The 26,632-nt window shown below is 46.6% G+C and carries 18 protein-coding genes; 6 read left to right on the top strand and 12 right to left on the bottom strand.

What is annotated here, in order from left to right; translation table 11 throughout:
- Window position 1: 1 nt before the first annotated feature.
- Together icd and DW800_RS07170 are read right to left on the bottom strand one after the other, a co-directional pair.
- The gene (gene icd, locus DW800_RS07165) at window positions 2–1,162 is read right to left on the bottom strand and encodes an NADP-dependent isocitrate dehydrogenase (protein WP_117680586.1); all 1,161 of its coding nucleotides are present in this window, start codon (window positions 1,160–1,162) and stop codon (window positions 2–4) included.
- A gap of 3 nt (window positions 1,163–1,165) precedes the next feature.
- Entirely contained in the window at window positions 1,166–3,409 is a 2,244-nt protein-coding gene (locus DW800_RS07170) for an aconitate hydratase (protein WP_119957934.1), read from the bottom strand.
- A 132-nt stretch (window positions 3,410–3,541) separates the two neighbouring features.
- On the opposite strand from DW800_RS07170, the gene DW800_RS07175 reads away from it, so the two are divergent.
- The gene (locus DW800_RS07175; RefSeq protein WP_034529520.1) at window positions 3,542–5,437 is read left to right on the top strand and encodes an AAA domain-containing protein; all 1,896 of its coding nucleotides are present in this window, start codon (window positions 3,542–3,544) and stop codon (window positions 5,435–5,437) included.
- Window positions 5,438–5,498: 61 nt separating this feature from the next.
- Here the strand turns inward: DW800_RS07175 and ilvC are convergent, their stop codons facing one another.
- From ilvC to ilvD, 5 genes are all read right to left on the bottom strand, one after another.
- Window positions 5,499–6,542: a ketol-acid reductoisomerase gene (gene ilvC, locus DW800_RS07180; RefSeq protein ID WP_005833131.1), complete on the bottom strand. Its 1,044-nt coding sequence runs from the start codon at window positions 6,540–6,542 to the stop codon at window positions 5,499–5,501.
- Between the two features lie 50 nt (window positions 6,543–6,592).
- Entirely contained in the window at window positions 6,593–7,342 is a 750-nt protein-coding gene (locus tag DW800_RS07185) for an acyl-[acyl-carrier-protein] thioesterase (RefSeq protein ID WP_034523242.1), read from the bottom strand.
- Complete coding sequence (gene ilvN / locus DW800_RS07190) at window positions 7,342–7,902, bottom strand: acetolactate synthase small subunit (RefSeq protein WP_044467844.1); 561 nt, start codon at window positions 7,900–7,902, stop codon at window positions 7,342–7,344. Before ilvN ends, DW800_RS07185 begins: the two co-directional genes overlap by 1 nt.
- A gap of 32 nt (window positions 7,903–7,934) precedes the next feature.
- On the bottom strand, window positions 7,935–9,686 hold the full coding sequence (ilvB, locus tag DW800_RS07195; RefSeq protein WP_009037958.1) for a biosynthetic-type acetolactate synthase large subunit: 1,752 nt from the start codon (window positions 9,684–9,686) through the stop codon (window positions 7,935–7,937).
- Window positions 9,687–9,770: 84 nt separating this feature from the next.
- On the bottom strand, window positions 9,771–11,573 hold the full coding sequence (gene ilvD, locus DW800_RS07200) for a dihydroxy-acid dehydratase (protein WP_057281611.1): 1,803 nt from the start codon (window positions 11,571–11,573) through the stop codon (window positions 9,771–9,773).
- Between the two features lie 490 nt (window positions 11,574–12,063).
- On the opposite strand from ilvD, the gene DW800_RS07205 reads away from it, so the two are divergent.
- The gene (locus tag DW800_RS07205) at window positions 12,064–12,636 is read left to right on the top strand and encodes a peptidylprolyl isomerase (protein ID WP_119957935.1); all 573 of its coding nucleotides are present in this window, start codon (window positions 12,064–12,066) and stop codon (window positions 12,634–12,636) included.
- A gap of 113 nt (window positions 12,637–12,749) precedes the next feature.
- Here the strand turns inward: DW800_RS07205 and DW800_RS07210 are convergent, their stop codons facing one another.
- From DW800_RS07210 to DW800_RS07220, 3 genes are all read right to left on the bottom strand, one after another.
- Window positions 12,750–14,030: a serine dehydratase subunit alpha family protein gene (locus DW800_RS07210; protein ID WP_117749856.1), complete on the bottom strand. Its 1,281-nt coding sequence runs from the start codon at window positions 14,028–14,030 to the stop codon at window positions 12,750–12,752.
- Between the two features lie 149 nt (window positions 14,031–14,179).
- The gene (locus DW800_RS07215; protein WP_117749857.1) at window positions 14,180–15,514 is read right to left on the bottom strand and encodes a DUF4925 domain-containing protein; all 1,335 of its coding nucleotides are present in this window, start codon (window positions 15,512–15,514) and stop codon (window positions 14,180–14,182) included.
- 177 nt (window positions 15,515–15,691) lie between these two features.
- A complete protein-coding gene (locus DW800_RS07220) occupies window positions 15,692–17,326 on the bottom strand; it encodes a DUF4925 domain-containing protein (protein ID WP_117749858.1) in 1,635 nt (544 codons plus the stop codon).
- A 524-nt stretch (window positions 17,327–17,850) separates the two neighbouring features.
- Between DW800_RS07220 and aroC the strand changes: the two genes are divergently transcribed.
- From aroC to DW800_RS07240, 4 genes are read left to right on the top strand one after another with little or no spacing between them, the layout of a single operon-like run.
- A complete protein-coding gene (gene aroC, locus DW800_RS07225; RefSeq protein ID WP_008664052.1) occupies window positions 17,851–18,927 on the top strand; it encodes a chorismate synthase in 1,077 nt (358 codons plus the stop codon).
- 9 nt (window positions 18,928–18,936) lie between these two features.
- On the top strand, window positions 18,937–20,292 hold the full coding sequence (locus tag DW800_RS07230) for a dipeptidase (protein WP_119957936.1): 1,356 nt from the start codon (window positions 18,937–18,939) through the stop codon (window positions 20,290–20,292).
- A gap of 15 nt (window positions 20,293–20,307) precedes the next feature.
- A complete protein-coding gene (locus DW800_RS07235; protein WP_057252977.1) occupies window positions 20,308–21,387 on the top strand; it encodes an anhydro-N-acetylmuramic acid kinase in 1,080 nt (359 codons plus the stop codon).
- Window positions 21,388–21,401: 14 nt separating this feature from the next.
- Window positions 21,402–21,956 (top strand): NUDIX hydrolase, encoded by a 555-nt coding sequence (locus DW800_RS07240; RefSeq protein WP_005827192.1) that lies wholly within the window; start codon window positions 21,402–21,404, stop codon window positions 21,954–21,956.
- Between the two features lie 11 nt (window positions 21,957–21,967).
- Here DW800_RS07240 and DW800_RS07245 read toward each other — a convergent pair whose 3' ends face one another.
- The gene (locus tag DW800_RS07245) at window positions 21,968–24,157 is read right to left on the bottom strand and encodes a DNA topoisomerase 3 (RefSeq protein WP_117749936.1); all 2,190 of its coding nucleotides are present in this window, start codon (window positions 24,155–24,157) and stop codon (window positions 21,968–21,970) included.
- Between the two features lie 314 nt (window positions 24,158–24,471).
- The gene (gene scpA, locus DW800_RS07255) at window positions 24,472–26,619 is read right to left on the bottom strand and encodes a methylmalonyl-CoA mutase (RefSeq protein WP_117963686.1); all 2,148 of its coding nucleotides are present in this window, start codon (window positions 26,617–26,619) and stop codon (window positions 24,472–24,474) included.
- Window positions 26,620–26,632: the final 13 nt, after the last annotated feature.

The following is a 26,632-nucleotide window of genomic DNA, read 5'->3' on the forward strand; positions in this document are numbered from 1 at the left end:
TTTATTCGTTATTCCCATTTTCTATTCTCCTTACAATCTCCCGGGTGAAAGCCGAAGTGGACAGCGAGACGCCACCCGGCATAAAACGGGCCAAGTCGGCAGTAGCACGGGCTTCTGTGAAACTTTGCTCCAAGGCGTTCTCTATAAGAGAGGCTGCTTCCTTCCAACCCAGATATTCAAGCATCATCACAGCGGAAAGGATGATGGAACAGGGATTCACAATGTCTTTCCCGGCAATGTTCGGAGCCGTCCCGTGAGTAGCCTCAAAAATGGCATGCCCCGTTTTATAGTTGATATTCGCACCCGGTGCAATGCCGATGCCGCCTACCATGGCAGCCAGTTGGTCGGACACATAATCGCCGTTCAGATTCAACGTGGCAATCACGGAATATTCTTCGGGGATAAGCAACGTGTTCTGCAAGAATGCATCGGCAATGCAGTCCTTGATGACCAGACGCCCTTCTGCCAGCTCTTTACCAAACTCACATTCTGCCAGCTCGTACCCCCACTTCTTGAAACCGCCTTCCGTAAATTTCATGATGTTTCCTTTGTGTACCAAGGTCACGGAAGGCAGATGATGCTCAAGCGCGTATTGGCAGGCGGCACGCACCAAGCGCTCTGTTCCTTCTCTTGAAACGGGCTTCACGCCAAACGAGGAGGTTTCGGGAAAACGGACTTTTGTCACCCCCATGTCATCATGGAGAAAACGATAGAACTTTTCAGCCTCCGGAGTTCCGGCTTCCCATTCGATGCCTGCATAAATATCCTCGGTATTCTCACGGAATACGCACATATCCACCTTCTGCGGCTCTTTGAGTGGAGAAACAATACCCTTATACCAACGTACCGGACGTTGGCAGACATACAAATCAAGCGTCTGACGCAATGCCACGTTCAACGAACGGATACCTCCGCCGACAGGTGTTGTCAAAGGACCTTTGATGCCCACCTTATAAGTGCGGAAGGCTTCCATCGTTTCATCCGGCAGCCAGGAGCCGGTTTCGTGGAAAGCACGTTCTCCTGCCAGCACTTCTTTCCATTCAATGCCACGCCGGTCACCATAGGATTTCCTGACAGCGGCATTCACGACAGCCTGCATGGATGGGGTCACTTCTGCTCCCACTCCATCGCCGGAAATAAAAGGTACAGTAATTTTTTCCATATTCTATCTTGCATTAAGTGCAGAACCGGCCCGGAACCAGGCTATCTGCTGTTCGTTATACGTATGTTGTACTTCAAAACTTTCTTTACTCCCGTCCTCGTGATGAAGAACCACCTTCAACGTACGTCCCGAAGCAAAATCTTTCAACCCCATGACAGAAATCAGGTCGCGTTCCCGAATCTTGTCATAATCGGCCTTATCCGTAAAGGTCAGTGCCAACATGCCTTGTTTCTTTAAATTCGTCTCATGGATACGGGCAAAGCTTTTCGCCAAAATGACGCGTACATTCAAGAAGCGTGGTTCCATGGCAGCATGCTCACGGCTGGACCCTTCACCATAATTCTCTTCGGCAACGACAATGGAAGGGATACCTTCGGCCTTATACAGCTTCGCAGTGCCTGACACTGTTCCATAGGTATTGGTGGAGCGGTTCCAAACCTTGTTCGTCTCTCCATTGAAAGCATTGACAGCCCCCATCAGCATATTGTCCGAAATATTCTCCAAATGTCCCCGGAAACGGAGCCATGGCCCCGCCATAGAGATGTGGTCGGTGGTACATTTCCCTTGCACTTTAATCAATAAGGGCATATTCAGCAAGTCCATGCCATCCCAGGCAGGGAAGGGAGTCAGCAGTTGCAAGCGCTGTGAATGAGGATTGACCGTAATTTCCGTCTGTCCTTTGCCTGGAGCAATGTATCCTTCCTTTCCTCCTATAAACCCGTGTGCCGGCAGTTCTTCACCGACCGGTTCGGACAGTTTCACAACCTCTCCTTTGGCATTGACCAGCGTATCCCTCAACGGGTCGAAACAAAGGTCACCGGCAATGGTCAGCGCCATCGTTATCTCCGGGGAAGCGACGTAAGCAAAAGTGTTGGGATTTCCATCGGCACGTTTGGCAAAATTACGGTTAAAAGAGGTGACGATGGAATTTTTTCGTTCAGGGTCATCAGTATGGCGCTTCCACTGGCCAATACAAGGTCCGCAGGCATTCGCCATTATCGTTGCGCCAATATCTTCGAAAGCGGCAATCATGCCGTCGCGTTCAGCAGTGGCACGTATCTGCTCCGAACCGGGGTTGACAATCAGCGAGGAAGCAACCTTCAAATTCTTTTCCTTTACCTGCCGGGCAAGGGAGGCTGCGCGGCTCAAATCCTGATAGGACGAATTGGTACACGACCCTATCAGGCCGACTTCCATCCGGCGGGGATAGTTATTGGTTATCACTACCTCGGCAAATTTCGATATCGGTGTTGCTGCATCCGGCGTAAAGGGCCCGTTGATATACGGTTCCAACAGCGAGAGGTCTATTTCAATGATGCGGTCGTAATATTTTTCCGGATTTGCCAGCACTTCGTCGTCGGCGCGAAGGTCGGCAGCTACGGAAGCAGCCATTTTTGCCACTTCTTCACGTCCGGTAGCCTTCAAATAAGTACCCATGCGCTCATCGTAAGGGAAAAGGGAGGTAGTCGCCCCCACCTCTGCCCCCATATTGCAGATGGTAGCCTTTCCAGTGGCAGACAATGAAGCGGTTCCCGGTCCAAAATATTCAATGATGGCATTGGTTCCCCCTTTTACAGTAAGAATACCCGCCAACTTCAGAATAACATCTTTGGGAGCTACCCAGCCACTCAATTTACCCTTCAAGTGTACGCCTATCAGACGCGGCATTTTCAATTCCCATTCCATGCCAGTCATCACATCCACCGCATCGGCACCACCCACACCAATGGCCACCATGCCCAAACCTCCGGCATTGGGCGTATGAGAGTCCGTGCCTACCATCATTCCACCCGGAAATGCGTAGTTCTCCAATACCACCTGGTGAATAATGCCTGCTCCCGGCTGCCAAAAACCTATGCCATAGCGGGAAGAAACATCACGGAGAAAATTATAGACCTCCTCGTTGGTCTTCGTAGCAGTCGCAACATCTTCTTTTGCACCTTTATATGCTTGAATCAAATGGTCACAGTGCACAGTGGAAGGCACGGCAACCTGCTCACGGCCTGCATTCATAAATTGCAATAAGGCCATTTGAGCCGTTGCATCCTGCATGGCCACACGGTCGGGACGGAAATTCACATAGTCTTCTCCCCGTCTGTAGTTCTTCACTTTATCCCCATCATACAAATGAGCATACAAAATTTTCTCTGCTAAAGTCATCGGACGCCGCAGTACGTTCCGTACGCGTTCTATCTTCTCCGAATAAGCGGCATAAAACGTTTTGAGCATCGTTAAATCATATACCATAACCACTATTTTTTAGTTTTTCATTATTGTAAAGATTACAAATTAATATCATAAACAAATAAAAAGGCTGAATAGTTTAACAAAATAAAGCATTTTTTCCGTCGGAAGCGAAGAATGATTACCTTTGCAACCATGAAGGAACAAGATTCAAATAGTCCTATTATTCACCTCCAACAGCAGCAACTTTTGCTGCGCATGGAATACGAATACGAAAAAGAGGAATTCAAACGCCAAACCGAAAACATGGGGATTGCCCGGAAAGTGAAACGGGGACTTTGCTGGTATCCTGCCACTCCGGGACGAAGTTACTATAATTCACTGAATCAATTAGTAATAGAAATTACACACACAGAAAATACCGATATAGAACATAATTTTGAGTTCGGCCGTCCCGTATGTTTTTTCCGCCAGTCTGCCGATGGAAAAATAACCTATATGAACTTCACCGCTACCGTAAGCTATGCCGACGAGACACGGATGGTAGCGATAATGCCCGGAGCCGGTGCCGTTATGGAAGTGCAGGAAACGGACAACCTCGGCGTGCAACTTTATTTCGACGAAACATCCTATCGGACCATGTTCGAAGCCTTGGAAGATACGTTACGCTCCAAAGGCAACCGCCTGGCCGAATTGCGGGACATATTGCTGGGAACCTCGAAAGCCGGTTTCCGAGAGCTCTACCCCGTACGGTTTCCCTGGCTGAACTCCACGCAGGAGACAGCTGTAAACAAAGTGCTGTGTGCCCGCGACGTGGCCATTGTACATGGTCCTCCGGGAACCGGAAAAACGACCACCTTAGTGGAAGCCATCTACGAAACCCTGCATCGGGAACCGCAGGTACTGGTATGTGCCCAAAGCAATACCGCCGTCGACTGGATTTCGGAAAAACTTGTGGACCGTGGCGTCAATGTCCTGCGTATCGGCAATCCGACCCGTGTCAACGACAAGATGCTTTCCTTTACCTACGAGCGTCGTTTCGAGAACCATCCGCTTTATCCGGAACTGTGGAGCATCCGGAAAAATCTCCGTGAACTGGGCAGCCGTGCCCGCCGTGGCAGCTATGACGAACGCGAAGGAGTACGCAGCCGTATGAGCCGCCTGCGCGACCGCGCCACCGCATTGGAAATACAAATCAATTCAGAGCTTTTTGATGGGGCACATGTCATAGCCTCCACGCTGGTAAGCAGCAATCACCGGCTGCTGAACGGACGCCGTTTCGGCACCCTTTTCATTGATGAAGCAGCCCAGGCCTTAGAGGCTGCCTGCTGGATAGCTATCCGAAAAGCAGACCGCGTGGTATTGGCGGGTGACCACTGCCAACTTCCACCCACCATAAAATGCTACGAAGCCGCCCGTGGAGGTCTGGAACGAACATTGATGGAGAAAGTGGTGTCCAACAAACCTGCCGTTGTCTCTTTGCTGAAAGTGCAATACCGCATGCACGAGGAAATCATGAAATTTCCTTCCCAATGGTTTTATAATGGCGAGTTGGAAGCCGCTCCCGAAGTGCGTTACCGGGGCATCCTGGACTGGGATACCCCCATCCACTGGATTGACACCTCCGAAATGGATTTCAAAGAAGAATTTGTGGGAGAGACTTTCGGGCGCATTAATAAGGCGGAAGCGGACCTGCTCCTATCAGAACTGAAAATCTACATCAACCGTATCAGTGGCAACCGCATTCTGGAAGAAAAAATAGACTTCGGCATCATCTCCCCTTACAAGGCACAAGTGCAATATCTCCGCAACAAGATAAAGGCAGACGCTTCACTCAAGCCTTATCGCAGCTTGTTCACTGTAAATACGGTGGATGGCTTCCAAGGGCAAGAGCGCGATGTTATCTTCATCAGCCTTGTCCGTGCCAACGAAGAAGGGCAGATAGGATTCCTGAATGATTTAAGGAGAATGAATGTAGCCATCACCCGGGCACGTATGAAGCTGGTGATAATGGGAGAGGCAGATACGCTGAAACATCACGGTTTTTACCGGAAGCTACTGGAGTTTATTCAAAATATAGGGAATCAATAATAAAGAAATACCCCCTCCGGTAACACCGAAGAGGGTATTTCACCTATTTATATAAAGCTGATTAATTGTTTTCCGGACGAAGTTTACGAACTGTAACAGCTGTCTGCCACATTTCGCTTTCACGCAAGGCTTTCAATTCTGCATTCAGCTTCTCACGATAATCGGGTTTGGAGTTACTGTCGATAGAAATCTGAGCTTCGTTGCCCGACTTCACACTTGCATACAATTTCTGTACAACCGGCTTGATGGCATCATGAAACGGGGTCATCCAATCCAGCGCACCACGCTGTGCCGTAGTAGAACAGTTGGCATACATCCAGTCCATACCGTTCTTGGCAAACAATGGCATCAAAGATTGAGTCAACTCTTCCACTGTTTCATTGAATGCTTCAGAAGGAGTATGGCCGTTTTCGCGCAATACTTCATACTGAGCCAACAGCAATCCCTGGATAGCACCCATCAATGAACCGCGTTCACCGGTCAAGTCGGAAGTGGCTTCGCGGATGAAAGTTGTCTCGAACAAATATCCCGAACCAATACCGATACCCAGTGCAATCGTCTTGTCAAAAGCCTTACCCGTAGCATCCTGATAGACGGCATATGATGAGTTCAAGCCACGCCCTTCGAGGAACATGGTACGAAGTGAAGTACCGGAACCTTTGGGAGCAACCATAATAACATCAATATCTTTAGGAGGAACCACGCCGGTACGGTCGTTCCAGGTAATAGCAAAACCATGAGAGAAGTAAAGAGCCTTTCCGGGAGTCAAATAAGGTTTGATAGTCGGCCATACAGACATTACAGCTGCGTCAGACAACAGACACATGACGATAGTACCTTTCTGGCAAGCCTCTTCGATGCCGAACAAAGTCTCACCCGGTACCCATCCGTCAGCCACCGCCTTTTCGTATGTCTTACCCGGACGTTGTCCTACAATCACATTGAAACCGTTATCACGCAAGTTGCAAGCCTGGCCCGGGCCTTGTACGCCATAACCGATTACTGCAATTGTTTCATCTTTCAAAATCTCACGTGCTTTTTCCAAAGGAAATTCTTCGCGGGTCATTACATTCTCAATAACACCGCCAAAATTCAATTGTGCCATTTTTTGTTTTAATTTTTATTTGTGGCTTACGCCAACGTTGATAAATTTATTTATTTCTCTGTAAATATCACTTTAGAGCGACAGACCACTTCGCTGCCATTCTTTTTCACCTCCACATCGTAAACGCCCTCACCGGCATCATCCATGAACAAAGTCAACTCATCCCCATAATAGCTTTCGGCTACATATGCCATTTCAAAACGACGGATGCGCTTCTCCTTATACATCTCTATCGGGAACAAATCAAGGATATGCTCGATGTAACGGATGCTGTTCACATGCCCGTTAATGTCAATATCACTGTATTTGGCTACCAAAGCAGCAACCGGTTCCTTTGAGGCCACCTTTATCCGCGAAGGTTTTTCTATCGGGCAAGGCTCATCGCAAACATAATCTACAATGCTGCCACTATGAAGAGCCAGCAAATCTGCCGGCTTACGGGTATTCATGCTAATCATCGCCCAAACGGAACGTGCATACCCAATCTTCTTACCCTCCTTATCGATGATAGCGAAATTACGGTCTGTAAAAAGGCGATAGACATTCTCCACCCAAGTCTGAATGGAGAAATCTTCGTACTGATAAGGCATTTCATCCAGTTCGACAGCCAGACGGGACAATACCCAAGTATAATTGTCCTCGTTTAGAGTCGCGATGCCAAAACCGCGGTCGCTGGCATGGAAACCCGCACAATTCAACAAATGGTTGCCCAATACTCCCATTGTCAGCCGTCCGGTAAAGTCGACATGAAACGGTTCGGCAACAAACTTGTAGGTACCTATTTTATTGTTCTCGCTTATCATGATTCCTGGTGTGTACTTTGACGATATTTTGCTTCACGGTCCGCCAGATATTCATTGACACGCTCAAAGCAGCTGGTCGTAATGGCTACGCGACCCGAACGGACGAACTGAAGTACGCAATCCAACTGGCGCAACTCCTCATAAAGATTGGTGATTTCCTCACTCATGCCATTCTTCTCAACAATGGCAAATACAGCATTCACCTCCACAATACGGGCATTGTACTTACGGATTACTTTAGACACCTCCGGTTTTTCTTCCAGCGTAGGGGTCGTTATTTTATAAAGGGCAATCTCGTGCTGATAGATTTCATCATCCGTGAAATAATGGGCTTGCAGCACATCTATTTTCTTGGTAATCTGCTTGGTCACCTTTTCAATGGTATCCTTGTCCGTCCAAGCGGTAATGGTATATTTATGTACCCCCTTGATGGAGGAGGCCGATACATTCAAACTCTCGATGTTTATCTGCCGGCGGGTAAACACAGCCGTCACCTGATTCAGCAAACCGGCAAAGTTTTCCGAATGAACAATGATTGTATATAGTTTTTTATCCATAGATAGAGTAAATTCTTTAATTTCGCATGACTTCAGCATTCCAACAACATCTGATTGACCGAACCGCCCGGAGGTGTCATCGGCATTACATTTCCTTCTTCCTCCACACAAGCTTCGAGCAGGAACGGTCCGTCAGTCGCTATCATCTCGTCAATCGCTTTTGCCAGCTCCTCGCGGGTCATTACCCTGCGTGCAGGAATATCATATGCCGAAGCAATCTTCATATAATCCGGATTCATCATCGGAGTAAACGAATAACGACGATTGAAAAACATCGCCTGCCATTGACGAACATTGCCCAAGAAGTTATTGTTCAACAGAATCATCTTCACCGGAGCCTTTTGTTCCATGATGGTACCCAGTTCCTGCAGGTTCATCTGCAAGCCGCCGTCTCCCATGAATACGCATACCGTGCGGTCCGGACGTCCAAAAGTGGCACCGATAGCTGCCGGAAGGCCGAAGCCCATAGTACCCAGGCCACCGGAAGTAACAATGCTACGTTCCTTGCTGTATTTGAAATAACGGGCGGACATCATCTGATTCTGGCCGACATCAGTCACCAATATCGCCTCGTTATGGGTAGCCTCACTCACAGCACGCACCACCTCACCCATGCTTAGCGCTTTTCCTGCCGGATGTAATTCCGGACGGATTACCTTTTCCTCTTCCACTTCCTCGTATTGCCGGAAACTGTCAATCCATTCCTGATGGTTGGCGGGTTCCAGCAATTGGGTAACGGCAGCCAGTGTCTCTTTGCAATCTCCCAGGACAGCAACATCGGTCTTTACATTCTTATCTATTTCGGCAGGGTCAATATCAAAGTGGATAATCTTCGCCTGCTTGGCATATGTTTCCAATTTACCCGTCACACGGTCATCAAAGCGCATGCCTACGGCGATAAGGACATCACATTTATTGGTATTGATATTGGGCCCCAGGTTACCGTGCATACCAAGCATTCCTTTGTTCAACGGATGGTTCGTAGGTAATGCGGAAAGTCCCAATAAAGTGCATCCGGCAGGCATTCCGGCTTTCTCAATGAAAGCACGAAGCTCTTGCTGGGCTTCTCCCAGCTCCACGCCTTGTCCTACCAGCACCAAAGGCCGTTCCGCACCATTTATTAATTCAGCAGCCTTCCGTATGGCCTCCGGCTCCATTTCGGGAACGGGAAGATAGCTACGGACATAGTCCACCTTAGTAGGCGCATATTCTGTTTTCTCCACTTGGGCGTTTTTAGCAAAATCCAGCACGACCGGTCCCGGACGTCCGCTCTTTGCCACATAGAAAGCACGTGCCACTGCCCAGGCCACATCTTCTGCACGACGAATCTGGTAACTCCATTTCGTGATAGGCTGAGTAATGCCTACCAAGTCCACTTCCTGAAATGCATCCGTACCCAAGAAGTTCGTCCCTACCTGGCCGGCAATGACAACGATAGGCGTACTGTCAATCATGGCATCTGCAATGCCCGTGATAGTATTGGTAGCACCCGGTCCACTGGTAACCAGACAAACGCCAACCTCGCCCGACACACGTGCAAAGCCTTGCGCCGCATGGGTGGCTCCTTGTTCATGGCGAACCAGGATATGGTTCAATTCCTTCCGGTGGTCGTATAAGGCATCGAATACCGGCATGATGCTCCCTCCCGGATAACCGAAAATAGTCTTTACTCCCTGATGCTCCAGAGAGCGCATCAATGCTTCTGCGCCTGTTATTAGAGCCTCACCCCGACCCTCTCCTTGGGAGAGGGAGGAAAAGTTACTCTTTTTATTATTATCAGCCATACTTTATCTTTTTATTAAAAACTTCGGAAATTTGTATCATTCCCTCCTCCCCTCTCTTTCGGAGAGGGGTCGGGGGTGAGGCCTTTAATCAATCAACCTCACAGCCCCTTTGTCAGCGGAACTCACCATACTGGCATATGCTTTCAATGCTTTGGAGACTTCACGGTTGCGGGTTACCGGAGTCATAGGGCGTGCTGCAAGCTCTTCATCCGTCAACTTCACATTGATAGAACGGTTCGGTATATCAATTTCGATAATATCCCCATCCTTAATCTTACCGATATTACCACCGGCAGCCGCTTCGGGAGAAACATGTCCGATACTCAGTCCGGAAGTACCACCACTAAAACGCCCGTCAGTAATCAATGCACACTCCTTACCCAGATGGCGGGATTTGATATAAGAAGTAGGATAAAGCATCTCCTGCATACCCGGTCCACCTTTCGGTCCTTCGTGAGTAATGACGACGACGTCTCCACTGACTACCTTTCCACCCAAAATACCATCGCAAGCCGCATCTTGTGAGTCGAAAACTTTCGCCGGCCCCGTAAATTTCCAGATACTCTCGTCTACACCGGCAGTCTTAACAACGCAACCGTCCTGAGCTATATTTCCTTTCAAAACCGCCAGACCGCCATCCTTGCTGTATGCATGTTCCAAATCACGGATACAACCGGTCGCACGGTCCGTATCGAGTTCCTTATAAGACGCATTTTGTGAGCCGAGTACCAGATTGAACTTTCCGGCTGCCGCACTGGAGTATTTCTTGATTGCCTCTTTACATACATTAGGGCTGGTAATACTATACCGGTCGATTGCCTCTGCCAACGTCATTCCATCCACACGGCGGACATTCGTATCGACCAATCCGCCCTTGGCAAGCTCATCCATGATGGCAATGATGCCACCGGCACGGTTAACGTCTTGTACATGATACTTTTGGGTATTGGGAGCCACCTTGCATAAGCAGGGGGTCTTGCGGGAGAGCATGTCAATGTCGTCCATCTTAAAATCCGCTCCAGCTTCGTGAGCCACAGCCAACAAATGAAGTACCGTATTAGTGGAACCGCCCATCGCAATATCCAGCGTCATGGCATTCAAAAATGCCTCGCGGGTAGCAATACTGCGCGGGAGTACACTCTCATCCCCTTCTTCATAATATCTAAAGGCATTCTCTACAATCAACCTGGCTGCATCCTCAAATAGTTTCTTGCGATTTTCGTGAGTGGCTACAATCGTGCCGTTACCGGGCAGTGCCAATCCAATCGCTTCATTCAAGCAATTCATGGAATTAGCGGTAAACATGCCTGAGCAGCATCCGCAAGTGGGGCAGGCATGTTGCTCAATCTGTGCCACCTCTTTATCGCCCACACTTTCATCAGCAGATTTAATCATGGCATCAATCAAATCCAAATGCTGTCCGTTCCATTCCCCGGCTTCCATCGGACCGCCTGAAACAAACACAGTCGGTATATTCAGCCTCATAGCCGCCATCAGCATCCCCGGAGTAATCTTGTCACAGTTACTGATGCAAACCATAGCATCTGCCTTATGGGCATTTACCATATACTCCACACTATCGGCAATGATATCCCTTGAAGGCAGGGAATAAAGCATTCCGTCGTGCCCCATAGCGATACCGTCGTCAATGGCAATCGTATTGAACTCCGCAGCAAAACATCCCCGCTTTTCAATCTCTTCCTTTACAAACTGGCCTATTTCGTGCAGGTGTACATGCCCGGGGACGAATTGTGTAAAGGAATTGACTATAGCTATAATGGGCTTACCCATCTGTTCTTTCTTCATACCATTCGCCGTCCACAATGCACGGGCTCCCGCCATGCGACGACCTTGTGTGCTGAACGAGCTGCGTAACTGATGCTTCATTTTCAAATCTCCTTTTAATGAAAAAGCCTCTCCCACTATAGTGAGAAAGGCTTAATAAATTATCTTCTAACATACGAATACATACATAACCTTTCTCACGCTCTTGATGCCACCACCACGACGCGAATAATATGCAGGACTGCCAGGTTAATAGATGTATGTAAATTCATAACTTAATTCTTCTTTTTTGTTTCAAATGTGCTGCAAAGGTAAGGGCTTTTTTATAATCTCCAAACAAATTGAATAAAAAAATAAGATAAATATGAATAATCGTAAGAAAATATCGTCCTAAAATCCTATTTTATCACTTAACAGTTCTAAATAGAACCATTCGGACAGCCAATGTAAATGTATTGCCAATCATTGAAACCATTTAATAATCTGAAAATTACCAAAGGCTCTCTACATCCCGAAACAAATAATTCGTATCTTTGTCTCTTCAAATACTCAAAAAAACAGTATTTACTAATTAAATAAAGATAGAAAATTAATGGAAACAGTAGAAAACAAGTACATCACCGTAGCATATAAGCTGTACTCAATCGAAAACGGAGAAAAAGATTTCGAAGAAGAAGCACCCGTAGAGCATCCTTTTCAGTTTATCTCAGGTCTGGGAATGACACTCGAACCCTTTGAAGCCCAGATAAAAGACTTGCAGATAGGCGATAAATTCGACTTTACCATTCCGGCATCAGAAGCTTATGGTGAATATGACGACGACCATGTTATTGACCTCCCCAAAGAAATCTTCATGATAGAAGGAGAATTCGACAGCGACCGTGTAGTGGAAGGCGCCGTCATCCCCTTGATGACTTCTGAAGGTCAACGCATCAATGGAAGTGTAGTAGAAGTAAAGGAAGACGTAGTTGTAATGGACATGAATCATCCACTCGCAGGTTGTGATTTGAACTTTACCGGAGAAGTGGTGGAAAGCCGTTCGGCTACGAACGAAGAGCTTGCTGAAGTTGCCCGTATGATGGGTGGCGGTTGCGGCAGCTGCGGTTGTGGTGACTGTGGCGACGGATGCGGCGACCATGAATGTGGAGGCGGATGCTGCCACTAAAGAATTAAGAATTAAGAATTAAGAATTAAAAATTAAAGAATCAGACTACACAGTATTAAGCATGCCGCATGGTAATTCTTTAATTTTTAATTCTTTAATTTTCAAATTCTATATTATTTACTTGTCATTATCTCCAATACCAATTTATCCGTTTCATTCATTCCTTTAGAACCGATTTTTGTCAGATTACGGATACTCTGATCCACATCCTCATCAATAATACCTTCTACGGAAGTCACACAACGGTTTTCCATGGCCATGATGGCTGAAAGCACTGCGGTTGAAACTCCGGTAGTTACTTTCAATGCACAACTGGGTTTGGCACCATCACAAATCATTCCGGTAAGATTGGCAATCATGTTCTGTACAGCATATGACACCTGCTCGTATGTGCCTCCCATCAGCCAAGTTATACCGCAACTGGAACCCGTGGCAGCAACCACACAACCGCATAAGGCAGATAACCGTCCCAAACTCTGCTTGATATAAATTACCGTCAAATGACTCAACATCAAAGCACGGATAATTTCCTCCTCCGACTTTCCGTTCTCTTCTGCATAAACAAGTACCGGTAAAGTAGCTGAAATACCTTGGTTACCACTGCCTGAATTACTCATCACCGGAATCATGGCACCTGCCATACGAGCATCGCATGCACCAGAGGTATAAGACAAGATATGAGAGAACACACTGTCTCCCATAATTTTATGTTCATAGGTACCACGAAGTATTTTCCCCAAAGCATGACCGTAATCACCCTCAAAAGAACGCTCGGCCGCAGCCTTATTCAAACGGGCTGTCTCGAGAATGAATCGAATCTCGTCCAACGGAGTGGTCATTGCAAAATCATAGACTTTACGTAAAGACAAATCAAGAGCTTTTTCCTCTGCTTCTGTAGAGACCTCTGCTTGCCTGCTCAACAATATATCATTGTTGAGCGCTATATATATAAAGGTAGTATGCCCACCCGCAATGACTGCTGTAGATTTATCTTCTCCCGCCTCACAACAAACTTCAATATAAAGTTTCTCTTCAATGCCATCTTTTAATGATATATGGATTCGCTTCTCATCAATAAAACGCTTTCCTTCTTCCACGGTATCAGAAGTGCTATCCTTCAAAACTTCCAATTGATATGCTGATTTACCGATTAAGGCTCCCAATGCCACAGCAATAGGTAATCCAATCATACCGGTACCAGGAATCCCCACCCCCATTGCATTCTTCAAGATATTAGCACTTAAAAGGACTGTTATCTTTTCCGGACGTTTACCAAGAACCTCTGTAGCTTTTGCCACACATAATGCCACAGCTATAGGCTCTGTGCAACCTATGGCAGGAACCACCTCAGATTTAACTAAAGCATTGATCTGTCGTCTTTCAATTTCTGTCATTTTGTTTCCACTGTTTGATTATTCAATATGCAAATGTAGGAAAAAACTAATAAAAAAATCAGATTCGACAGCAAAACATAAGTCAAAAAGAAAGAGGGTGCTAATTGAAAATACCCTCTTCTTTCGCTTGCAACGCTATTTTAACAAGACTACTTAGAAACTTTATGAGAACCTGATGAAATATCAATTCCTATTTTGAATACGGTGCTCTCTTTCCACACCTGTTCTAAATCTGTCATAGATTCAATATTCAACATGGTTCTAATGTATTTACCAACCGGACTTCCCAATATCTTTATATCCAAACCATCTATCAAAGCATCCAATTCCGGCAACAATGGATAAATAAGCGGCATCAGCATATCAAAAAAGTCTTTATCGAGATACACATAAATGTTATCTATTGTAACTCCATCAGATACAGTAATCTCAGATATTTCATAATTCAACGGAAAGCCATCCAAAAGATAACCCACTAACTTTTCAACATCTGCATCCGAAATCTTTGTAAGATCCAACTTGGACAAAATTCCTTCGCTACCGAGATTTCCTAAAAGTCCAGACAAGAGGGCCTTTATTTCAGCACCTTTCATTCCTCTTAATCCTTCCAGAATTTCCGTTAAAGCAACCGTATTTTTAGTATCAGCACCATCTTGATTTTCCATGATCTTATTGATAATGCTTGAAAGATTCAATACGAGATTGATATGGTCGCCACTAACATACCAATAAGCAAAATTTGTCGGAGAAGTCACCCAGGAAACATTGCTCGTAGAAGGCAAACTTGACAATATACCTTTAACAATATCAGCTGTTTCAATATTGATTTCTTGTGCATAATCAGCTACAATATTCCCGTCTGCCTTGAACTCTACATCTTTTAGCAGTTTCACCATCACAGCCGACAAAATTCCACTGCCCAAATTGCTTATATTATCAGCTGTTTTACCTCCACTATAAGTTGAAAGTAAATTTATCTTGGCAGGCGCATAAGGTCTCCTTTTCACATCAGTTCCCGTGGTAGTGTAAAGCTTATCACAAAGCAACCACTTCTTCACCAAATCCCCTGAAGTTTCCGTCGTCACTTCAACTTTAGCTTTACCATCCATAGTTATATTACCATTAACTTTCACAGCAATGGAACTAACCAATTCAGATACTACTTTTGTTGTCGGAACAGAGGCCGTCCCCTGATACTGAAAGAGCCCACCTGTTTGTTCTGTAACAACTACATCAATCTCAATCTCATTGACACCTCTGATTGCTTTAGTCAAAGTCAGCACCCCATTATTTTCATCTACCATAGCCAATTTGACACTTGCACCTACTTGCGGTAAAGTATTTGTTGTCAAAGCCAAGTTTCCGGCAGAAATTTCTTGTGTAGGCAGCTTTTTCCAGTTTGGTTTGTCATCATCATCACTACAAGCAGTAAACATACTCATAGAACAAATCAATGCAAATAAGTAAAGCAACTTTTTCTTCATATTTTTAATAGTTTCAGTATATTGAAAGCCTCTAAAAGGGCCATAAAATCTTTTAAATTTAAAGGGCGAAGTACGCTTAAAAAGAATAAAAAAAGTTCTCTCTATCAAATTGAAAAGAGAGAACTCTTTATATAGCTATGGAACTACTTCAAAATACGGTTCCATGCATAAATCAGTTTACTTCGCAATCAAATCCAATCCCAAATTAAATTCTGAGGTTTGAGCAGAAAGATTCCAATAGTTACCAATCAACTGCACAAATATTCCTGCAGCCTTAGCTTCTTCCGGCAATATGCCAGAGGCAGCCAAAGCATCCCAAATATAAGTAAAATCAGATGCATAAACAGGACTTCCCCAATCATCAACTTCTCCCGTATCGGTCATTTTGAACAACGGGTCGAATACATCCTTATCTAAATATAAATATGTATGTCCATCTTTTGAAACCGGTACCATAGGAAAACCATTCTTAACCATACCCAGCAAATGCTCAAAAGAAGCATCACTAACCTTGTCTAAATCAAATCCAACAGTCTTCAAAAGTTCTTTAATCATAGCCGGCTGACCGTTCAACACTTGTTCTATGATTCCACTAAGATTACCCATATTTTCACCTCCGACTGTAGCTAAAATGGAAGCAATATCAAGTTTTACATAAATTTTGCCATCTTTCGGGAACCAATAGGCCAAATTCTTAGGTGAAGTTGTCCAACCACTTTCCGCTACTAAATCCTTAATTGTATCTTGTGCAGGAAAAGCACCGGACATGATGACTCCCATCATCCAACTCGCTTCAAAAACGATATTGGGCTTAGCAACATAATCGGCAGTAATATTACCATCCGCTGACAAAGTTACACCATGCAAAGTCTGTGGCAGCAAAGCTCCTCCCAAACATCTGAACAAGCCAGTCATCAGGTCAACATATTCTTCCGGTTTTTCCGTTACTACACCCTCTTCCATTACATTTGCTTTCCAAGTAGAATAAAGAGCTCCGGCAACTGGATAATTGGCCAATGTCATTCCCATACATTCAAAGCCTTCAACTGTTGAATAGGGTGCGAGTTCATAAGTCTTTGCCCAATCGGATGTATTTGCCAGAGTTGCATTCAACTCCAAAGAAAGCACTCCGGTAGCAGCTGAAAATGAACCTGAATACTTAACCGTATTATTTGCCGCCGTAGTAGCTTCACCAGAAAAACTTCCGGAAGCATCAGGTTGCACATTGGAAATCTTCACTTGATCTTCTCCCGGAACAACACCTTGCAAAACAAGCTCCATATTGCTACCATCCACAGCACTCAAAACAGCCGTTTTCCCAACCATTACTGAGCCACCATATTTCAATGCCAGCTTTTCTCCATTGTAAGTACCTACATATAATCCCAATCCAGAAGCTTTCATATCAACTTTGATAGATCCATCCAAATAAACAGTGCCGCTTACTTCAACAGTCATGATAGCCGGAACGCTTGCAGTTTCTTTCGTTATGGCTGGAGCTGTATTCAATTTTGCAGTACCTGCAAAAATAAAAGAATCACCTGATTGTTTCTGTAATTCAACATTAACAGGCACATTCTCATAACCTGGAATTACATTTTTCAAGGTTAAAATACCCTCAGATTCATTTTTAACAGACATTTGAACAGAACCAGAGGTTGATTTCACGCCATTGACAGTCAAATCAGCCTTATCTCCAGACAACTCTGTCTGAGGAATTTGCTGCCAAGTATCATCATCGTCATCACTACAAGCCGTGAATAAACTCATTGAACAGATCAATGCAAATAAATAAAATAAATTCTTTTTCATACTTTTTTGAGTACTTGTTTAGTTAATAAAAAGCTTCCAAAGAAGCTATTAATTTCCCAATTTTAAATCAAAGGTGCAAAGTAACACTTTTCAAGAATACCAGACAAGGTCTTTTCTAAAAAAAGGATGTTCTTTTTTTAAGGTACGTTTTACTAACATATTAAAGATAATCATTACTATTTTTAATTTTAATTAGCCGGGTACCGGAAACCAACTACTTTTTCCACCAATTATAATTCATTAGACTAAGGTCATACTTTCGTTATACCCAGGTTATACTTTCGCTATACAATGGTTTAACGAAAGTATAACCTGGGTATAACGAATAAATTTATGCGACCCAAAGATTAAGATCTGCCCTAATACGGCATAAAATCTTCGTCACAAGGGACTATTGTTTGCAAAAAAATGTATTCTGTTCAAACGAATCCCAAAAAAAGTTGTTATCTTTATAAAGTCAAAAGCATTTCTTATAAAGCGTATTGGCACATTAACCTCATATATAAACCTTTAAAGCATTTGATATGTTCAACTCATTTGGAAATATTCTCCGTCTTACCAGTTTTGGGGAATCGCACGGTAAGGGCGTGGGAGGAGTGATAGACGGATTCCCTGCAGGAATAGTCATTGATATGGATTTCGTCCAGGCAGAGCTCGACCGACGCCGCCCCGGACAGTCACGTATCACTACCGCCCGGAAAGAAGGTGATAAAGTGGAGTTCCTCTCCGGCATCTTCGAAGGAAAATCCACAGGCTGCCCCATAGGATTCATTGTATGGAACCAAAACCAACATTCTGACGATTACAATAATCTGAAAGAAGTCTACCGACCGTCACATGCCGACTATACTTATAAAGTGAAATATGGCATCCGCGACCACCGCGGAGGTGGACGTTCATCAGCCCGTGAAACAATCTCGCGTGTAGTAGCGGGTGCCCTGGCCAAATTGGCGCTGAAGCAGCTGGGTATACACATCACGGCGTACACTTCACAAGTAGGTCCTATCCGCCTTGAAGAAAATTATACCGCATACGACCTCGACCTGATAGAGACCAATCCGGTCCGCTGCCCCGACCCGGCGAAGGCAAAAGAAATGGAAGAACTCATCTTCAAGATAAAGGGAGAAGGAGATACCATCGGAGGAGTGGTGACTTGTGTCGTCAAAGGATGCCCCATCGGACTGGGACAACCCGTATTCGGCAAGCTCCATGCAGCACTTGGAGCAGCCATGCTCAGCATCAATGCAGCAAAAGCATTCGAGTATGGAGACGGTTTCAAGGGATTAAAGCAGAAAGGCTCGGAGCAGAATGATGTGTTCTACAACAATAACGGACGTATCGAGACCCGCACCAATCATTCGGGCGGTATACAAGGTGGAATCAGTAACGGGCAAGACATCTATTTCCGTGTAGCCTTCAAACCCGTGGCAACCGTACTGATGGAGCAACACACCGTGAACATTGACGGTGTAGACACCACCCTGAAAGCCCGAGGACGCCATGACCCGTGCGTATTGCCACGCGCAGTACCCATCGTGGAAGCAATGACAGCAATGACATTGTTGGATTATTACCTGATTGACAGAACAACACAACTATAATATTCACCCATGGAAATAAAGAAATACATCACCGAGAACGAGCCTAAAATGCTGGAAGACTTGTTCAGCCTCATTCGCATTCCAAGCATCAGTGCCAAACCCGAGCATCACGACGATATGCTTGCCTGCGCCGAACGCTGGGCACAGTTGCTGCTCGAAGCCGGAGCGGATGAAGCCCTCGTAATGCCCTCCAAAGGTAACCCGATTGTTTTTGGACAGAAAATCGTAGACCCGGACGCCAAGACCGTATTGGTATATGCCCACTACGACGTGATGCCAGCCGAACCTCTCGAACTTTGGAAAAGCGCCCCCTTTGAGCCGGAAATACGCGACGGACATATCTGGGCACGTGGTGCTGATGATGACAAAGGGCAATCTTTCATACAAGTGAAAGCGTTTGAATACCTCGTACGCAACGAACTGCTGCAAACCAACGTAAAATTCATCTTCGAAGGAGAAGAAGAAATCGGTTCGCCCAGCTTAGAAAGCTTCTGCCAGGAGCACAAAGAGTTGCTGAAAGCAGACGTCATTCTGGTTTCGGACACCAGCATGCTTGGTGCAGACCTGCCTTCACTGACCACCGGACTGCGCGGACTAGCCTATTGGGAAATAGAAGTGACCGGCCCCAACCGCGACCTACACAGCGGTCACTTCGGCGGTGCTGTTGCCAACCCCATCAATGTACTTTGCCAGATAATCAGCCAAGTGACGGACGCAGAGGGACGTATCACCGTACCGGGCTTCTATGACGATGTGGAAGAAGTTCCCCAAGCCGAGCGCGACATGATAGCCCGCATTCCTTTCGACGAAGAGAAATACAAAAAGGCTATCCATGTAAAAGCACTTTTCGGAGAGAAAGGTTACAGTACGCTGGAACGTAACAGTTGCCGTCCGTCTTTCGACGTATGCGGCATCTGGGGCGGATATACGGGTGAAGGGTCCAAGACCGTGCTCCCATCCAAGGCATACGCCAAGGTATCCTGCCGGTTGGTTCCCCACCAGGACCACCACAAGATATCCCGGCTCTTTGCCGACTACATTCTGGACATAGCGCCGGATTCAGTACAGGTAAAAGTCACTCCGATGCATGGAGGCCAAGGATATGTATGTCCCATCACCCTACCCGCCTACCAAGCCGCCGAAAAAGGTTTTGAAAAAGCTTTTGGAAAGAAACCGCTGGCAGTGCGTCGGGGTGGAAGTATCCCCATCATCTCCACTTTCGAGCAAGTACTGGGCATCAAAACCGTTCTGATGGGCTTCGGGCTCGAATCCAACGCCATCCACTCACCTAATGAGAATATACCGTTGGACATCTTCCGTAAAGGAATAGAAGCTGTTGTCGAATTCTACCTCAATTATAAATAAAACAAGAAAATCAGGATGAAAGACTTCCAAATTCAAGCCATCGGCCTGATGTCCGGCACTTCCCTTGACGGGCTGGACGTATGTTGTTGCACTTTCCGGCAGCAAGCCGGAAAATGGTCTTTCCACATAGACTGTGCAAAAGGCTATAGCTACCCCGACGCCATGAAGCAGATATTGGGTACCGGTGCACAGACAATGAGTGCTTTGGAGTTCATCACTTTCCACAGCTCCTATGGAAAGTTTCTCGGTGAACGTGTCAACGAGTTCATGCAAGAATTTGGAGTCCACCCCGATATTATCGCCTCCCACGGGCATACCATCTTCCATGAGCCTCAAAAGAGAATCATGTACCAAATAGGTGACGGAGCCGCCATTGCCGCTGAAACCCGTATACCTACCGTTTCGGATTTCCGGCGGCTGGACATCATGCTGGGTGGGCAGGGCGCTCCACTCGTACCTATTGGCGACCGGTTGCTTTTTGCCGACTACGACTTCTGTTTGAATATCGGCGGTTTCTCCAACATCTCATTCGAGCAGGACGGGCGGCGCATCGCTTTTGACATCAGTCCGGTGAATTACGTCATCAACCATTACTGCCGGCAAATAGGATTGGAATTTGACCGTGACGGCGAGATAGCACGGCAAGGCAACATCTGCCAAGAACTGCTGGACGAACTGAACGGAATGGATTTCTACCATCAGTCCGGACCGAAGTCATTGGGACGGGAGTGGGTGGAAACGCTGGTATATCCCATGCTCGAGCGTTATGGCTTGAGTATGGAGAATATGCTACGTACCTTTTACGAGCATGCCGCCTGGCAAATATCACGCATCATCACCGCCCGCCCCTTGCCCGATGGTAACGGAAAACTGCTGATTACCGGTGGAGGTGCATTCAACAAGTTCCTCATAGAACGTATCGACGCCTTGTGTCCGTGTGAAATCGTGATTCCCAGCCGGCAAATCATAGAATACAAGGAAGCCCTAATCTTTGCTTTCCTGGGTGCCCTCTATATGGTGGACACACCCGGATGCCTCGCCTCGGTGACGGGAGCCACGACAGATAATATCGGAGGGATGCTGTTTAAAATATAGTCAATTTTACCATTATGGAAAAATCAAAAGACACCTGGACCGTCTTATCCAGCGAATACCTTCATCGGGCTCCGTGGCTCACTGTGCGTAAGGACCATGTAGTGCTACCCAACGGCAACCACATCCCCTCCTATTATATATTGGAATATCCAAACTGGGTGAATACCATTGCCATCACCCGTGATGGACAATTTGTCTTTATCCGCCAATACCGGCATGGCATACAAGAAACGTCCTATGAGCTCTGTGCAGGGGTATGCGAAGAAGAGGACGGCTCTCCGATGGTTTCCGCACAACGGGAACTTTTGGAAGAAACCGGCTATGGAAACGGAGTATGGAAAGAGTTCATGCAAATCTCTCCCAATCCAAGTACCCACACCAACATTACCTACTGTTTCCTGGCTACGGACGTGGAGAAAATCTCCGAGCAACAGTTGGAAGATACGGAAAACCTAACCGTACACCTGCTTTCCTTGCAAGAGGTCAAGGAATTGCTGCAGCAAGGAAGCATCCGCCAGGCGCTGATGGCTGCTCCCCTCTGGAAATACATGGCGGAGAGAATTATTTAATGTGATTACCCTTATTCAAACGGCTTACGGAATGTGCATCCGGATTTCCATTCGGAACAACCGTAAGCCGTTTTCCCCTTGATAACGGTACCTTTTCCGCAAAGCGGACAAGGCTGACCGACGAAATCGTCAGCTTGTACGGGAACCTCCACACTTGAAGCTGCCACAGCGCCCGAAGCCTGTTCCCTCTTTTTACCTGCGGCGGCAGACTTTCTCGGTGCTCTTTTCTTCGGCTCCTTTTTCGGCTTATCGGCAGCCTCTGTCTTGGCAGAAGCCTTACTGCCCTTTTCGGGAGCAGGCGCTTGGATGGTGATGTGGCGGTTGCTGTTATCAGAAAGTACACTCATCACGACTTCCGATACCATCTGCTTCAATTCTTCCAAGAATTGTCCGGCATTGTAAGTTCGTTTTTCTATCTCACGCAGTTTCTTCTCCCAAATACCGGTCAGTTCCGCCGACTTCAACAGCTCCTCATGGATAATCTGTATCAGCTCCACACCGGTAGGAGTGGCTATCAGGTTCTTCTTTTCCTTGCGGATATAGTTTCGTTTGAACAGCGTCTCGATGATGGCTGCACGGGTAGACGGACGACCGATACCATTTTCCTTCAGCGCATCACGCAGTTCGTCGTTATCCACCAGCTTGCCCGCCGTTTCCATAGCACGCAGCAGGGTGGCTTCCGTATAAGGCCGGGGCGGCTGCGTCCACTTCTCATATAAATCGGGAACGTGCGGCCCGCTTTCTCCTTTCACAAAAGCCGGAAGCACATTCTCCTCTTCTCCCTTTTCCTCTTTCTCCTCCTGCGATTGTGCCGAGGGGGTGCCGAAGATAACACGCCAACCCGGTTCCAGAATCTGCTTGCCGGTGGCCTTGAACTCTATGCTCTCTACCTCTCCCAATACGGTGGTAGTGGCAAACTTACAATCGGGATAGAATACAGCAATGAAACGGCATGCTATCAAATCGAATACGCGACGCTCCATATCCGTCAGATTCTGCGGATGCTGGCCGGTAGGAATAATGGCGTGGTGGTCTGTTACCTTCGAGTTATCGAAAACCTTTTTGGACTTCAACAATGCAGTTCCTGTCAAAGGGGCTGTAAATGTCTCGTAATCACGCAGACCTTTCAAGATGCCAGGGCATTTGGGATAGATGTCATCACTCAAATAGGTAGTGTCTACACGTGGATAGGTAGCCACTTTCTTCTCATACAAAGACTGGATGATTTTCAGCGTCTCATCAGCGGAATAGGCAAACTTCCTGTTACATTCCACTTGCAAAGAAGTCAAGTCAAACAAGCGGAGTGGCGCCTCCCTCCCCTCTTTCTTGGTGACATCCGTCACGGTAAAAGGAGAATTCTTAATCTGGTTCAATAAAACAAGCCCACGTTCGCGGTCGGTAATGGGGTCGATGCCCCGGTTCTCTTCTTCTTTTTTAGGTTTCTTCCCGGCAGCTATAGCCTCTTTCTGCTTCTCGGCTTCCAGTACCAGTTCCTCCTCACTTTTCCGGAGGATGGCGGAGAAAGTGGTATCTCGATAGACGGTCTTCAGCTCCCAGTATTGCTTGGGAACAAAATTCTGTATTTCCAGCTGACGGTTTACAATCAATGCCAGCGTCGGTGTCTGCACACGACCGATAGAAAGCACCTGCCGGTTCTGCCCGTATTTTATGGTATAAAGACGGGTGGCATTCATCCCCAGCAACCAGTCGCCGATGGCACGCGACAAGCCTGCTTCGTACAAAGGCTGGAAATCCGACGCATCGCGCAGCTTGGCAAAGCCCTCGCGGATAGCCTCCTCCGTCAACGAAGAAATCCAGAGGCGTTTCACCGGGCAACGCGCCCCGGCCTTCTGCATCACCCAGCGCTGTATCAATTCTCCCTCCTGACCGGCATCACCGCAGTTTATAATCATATCGGCATGTTGCATGAGGTTCTCTATCGTATGGAACTGGCGCTCGTATGTGGGATTACTAATCAGCTTAATGCCGAAACGGGGAGGTATCATGGGCAGGCTTCCCAAGCTCCATGACTTCCAATTAGGGGTATATTCATGCGGCTCTTTCAGCGTACAAAGATGACCGAATGTCCAGGTCACCTGGTATCCATTTCCTTCGATGTATCCATCTTTCTTTTCTCTCGCTCCCAATACATCGGCTATGTCACGCGCCACAGAGGGCTTTTCGGCAATACAAACTATCATTCGCTATTTTATTTAGTGGGACAAAGGTAATAAAAAGGGGGCAAGAACGAAACGATAAGCAAGGAACGATAACATAGACCTGGTAATTTTTTCTCCCCAAAAGCTGACATATGAACATAAAAAAAGGAGTACCGCTGTACTCCAACCTTTGTTAACCTTAAATCTAATACTATGAAAAACACATTGCAAAGATACGGACTTCTGATAAATCTGCAAATTATCCAACTAAAAAAGTATGTTCTATAACACAGATTAAGAAAAAAAGACGGATATGCAAACGCACACCGTCCTTTTTTAACATTTAACGTGTCGGATTATTCTTCATCCAACAAAATCTCCAATATCTGGCAAGCAGCCTTGGCAACCGGAGTACCGGGGCCGAAGATAGCAGCTACGCCTGCCTTGTAAAGGAAGTCATAGTCTTGTGCGGGGATTACACCACCGGCAATCACTACGATGTCCTCACGTCCCAACTTCTTGAGTTCTTCGATAATCTGCGGAACCAATGTCTTGTGTCCGGCAGCCAATGAAGAAACTCCCACTACATGAACGTCGTTCTCAACCGCTTCGCGGGCAGCCTCGGCCGGTGTCTGGAACAAGGGTCCCATATCCACATCAAAACCACAGTCGGCATATCCGGTTGCAACAACCTTGGCACCGCGGTCGTGGCCGTCCTGCCCCATCTTTGCTACCATGATACGAGGCTGACGTCCCTCTTTCTTCGCAAACTTCTCCGCCAATTCACAAGCACGGTGGAAGTCGCTGTCATTCTTACTTTCTGATGAATACACGCCTGATATAGTTCTAATTACTGCTTTATAACGTCCTACAATCTTTTCGCAAGCATAAGAGATTTCTCCCAAAGTAGCACGGACACGAGCTGCCTCGACTGCCAGTTCCAGCAAGTTGCCCTTACCAGTCTTTACGCATTCAGTGATAGCTCCCAACGCCTTGTCTACTTCTGCCTGGTTACGTCCTTCCTTCAGACGCTTCAGGTTTTCAATCTGTTCCTGACGAACTGCCGTATTGTCAATTTCAAGAATATCAATCGGAGCTTCTTTCTCCAGACGATACTTGTTCACACCGACAATGGTCTGTGAACCGCTGTCGATACGAGCTTGTGTACGCGCAGCAGCCTCTTCGATACGCATTTTGGGAATGCCGGTTTCGATGGCTTTTGCCATACCGCCCAGTTTCTCTACTTCCTGAATCAATTCCCAAGCCTTGTGAGCCAACTCATTGGTCAAACTTTCCACATAATAAGAGCCACCCCATGGGTCTACATTCTTGCAAATGTAAGTTTCTTCCTGAATATAAATCTGCGTATTACGTGCAATACGTGCAGAGAAATCCGTCGGCAAGGCAATAGCCTCGTCAAGAGCATTGGTATGCAGTGACTGAGTATGTCCCAATGCAGCAGCCATCGCCTCGATACAAGTACGGCCCACATTGTTGAACGGGTCTTGCTCTGTCAGCGACCAGCCGGAAGTCTGGGAGTGCGTACGCAAAGCCAGCGACTTCGGATTCTTCGGGTTGAACTGCTTCACAATCTTTGCCCACAACATACGTGCGGCACGCATTTTGGCAATTTCCATAAAGTGGTTCGTTCCGATGGCCCAGAAGAAAGAGAGACGCGGTGCGAAAGCATCGATGTCAATACCCGCAGCCGTTCCGGCACGCAGATATTCCAAACCGTCTGCCAGGGTGTAAGCCAACTCGATGTCTGCCGTAGCACCCGCTTCCTGCATGTGGTAGCCGGAGATGGAGATAGAGTTGAACTTAGGCATTTTCTGGGAAGTATATTCAAAGATGTCAGAGATAATCTTCATAGAGAATGCAGGCGGGTAGATATAGGTATTACGCACCATGAATTCCTTCAAGATATCGTTCTGGATAGTACCAGCCATTTCTTCCAACTTGGCACCCTGCTCCAGACCTGCGTTGATGTAGAATGCCATAACAGGAAGTACGGCACCGTTCATAGTCATAGAGACGGACATCTTGTTCAAAGGAATTCCATCGAACAACACCTTCATATTCTCCAAGGAACAGATAGATACACCTGCCTTACCAACGTCACCCACTACACGTTCGTGGTCGGGGTCGTAGCCACGGTGAGTGGCCAAGTCGAAAGCTACGGACAAACCTTTCTGTCCGGAAGCCAAATTACGACGGTAAAAGGCATTTGATTCTTCCGCTGTGGAAAAGCCTGCATACTGGCGGATGGTCCAAGGACGCAACGTATACATCACCGAGTACGGACCACGCAGATAAGGAGGAAGCCCGGCAGCATAGCCCAAGTGTTCCATTCCCTCAAGGTCTTCTTTTGTATAAACAGGCTTCACCTCAATGTGTTCCGGCGTTTTCCAATCAGCATGGATGCCGTTAGCCTTTTGCCACTCAGCACCGTTGACGGGCTGAAAAGCGGCATATATATCTAAGTTTTTAAAATCTTTTCGCATCATGTTATTTACG

Source organism: Bacteroides sp. AM32-11AC, assembly GCF_003603515.1.
Classification (GTDB): Bacteria; Bacteroidota; Bacteroidia; order Bacteroidales; family Bacteroidaceae; genus Bacteroides; species Bacteroides uniformis.

Coding starts and splice junctions, on each gene's coding strand:
- scpA (WP_117963686.1), bottom strand. CDS start 26,619: ATGCGAAAAGATTTTAAAAACTTAGATATATATGCCGCTTTTCAGCCC.
- DW800_RS07210 (WP_117749856.1), bottom strand. CDS start 14,030: ATGACAGAAATTGAAAGACGACAGATCAATGCTTTAGTTAAATCTGAG.
- DW800_RS07245 (WP_117749936.1), bottom strand. CDS start 24,157: ATGATAGTTTGTATTGCCGAAAAGCCCTCTGTGGCGCGTGACATAGCC.
- DW800_RS07240 (WP_005827192.1), top strand. CDS start 21,402: ATGGAAAAATCAAAAGACACCTGGACCGTCTTATCCAGCGAATACCTT.
- aroC (WP_008664052.1), top strand. CDS start 17,851: ATGTTCAACTCATTTGGAAATATTCTCCGTCTTACCAGTTTTGGGGAA.
- DW800_RS07205 (WP_119957935.1), top strand. CDS start 12,064: ATGGAAACAGTAGAAAACAAGTACATCACCGTAGCATATAAGCTGTAC.
- ilvB (WP_009037958.1), bottom strand. CDS start 9,686: ATGGCTGATAATAATAAAAAGAGTAACTTTTCCTCCCTCTCCCAAGGA.
- ilvD (WP_057281611.1), bottom strand. CDS start 11,573: ATGAAGCATCAGTTACGCAGCTCGTTCAGCACACAAGGTCGTCGCATG.
- DW800_RS07220 (WP_117749858.1), bottom strand. CDS start 17,326: ATGAAAAAGAATTTATTTTATTTATTTGCATTGATCTGTTCAATGAGT.
- ilvN (WP_044467844.1), bottom strand. CDS start 7,902: ATGGATAAAAAACTATATACAATCATTGTTCATTCGGAAAACTTTGCC.
- DW800_RS07235 (WP_057252977.1), top strand. CDS start 20,308: ATGAAAGACTTCCAAATTCAAGCCATCGGCCTGATGTCCGGCACTTCC.
- DW800_RS07230 (WP_119957936.1), top strand. CDS start 18,937: ATGGAAATAAAGAAATACATCACCGAGAACGAGCCTAAAATGCTGGAA.
- DW800_RS07175 (WP_034529520.1), top strand. CDS start 3,542: ATGAAGGAACAAGATTCAAATAGTCCTATTATTCACCTCCAACAGCAG.
- ilvC (WP_005833131.1), bottom strand. CDS start 6,542: ATGGCACAATTGAATTTTGGCGGTGTTATTGAGAATGTAATGACCCGC.
- DW800_RS07215 (WP_117749857.1), bottom strand. CDS start 15,514: ATGAAGAAAAAGTTGCTTTACTTATTTGCATTGATTTGTTCTATGAGT.
- icd (WP_117680586.1), bottom strand. CDS start 1,162: ATGGAAAAAATTACTGTACCTTTTATTTCCGGCGATGGAGTGGGAGCA.
- DW800_RS07170 (WP_119957934.1), bottom strand. CDS start 3,409: ATGGTATATGATTTAACGATGCTCAAAACGTTTTATGCCGCTTATTCG.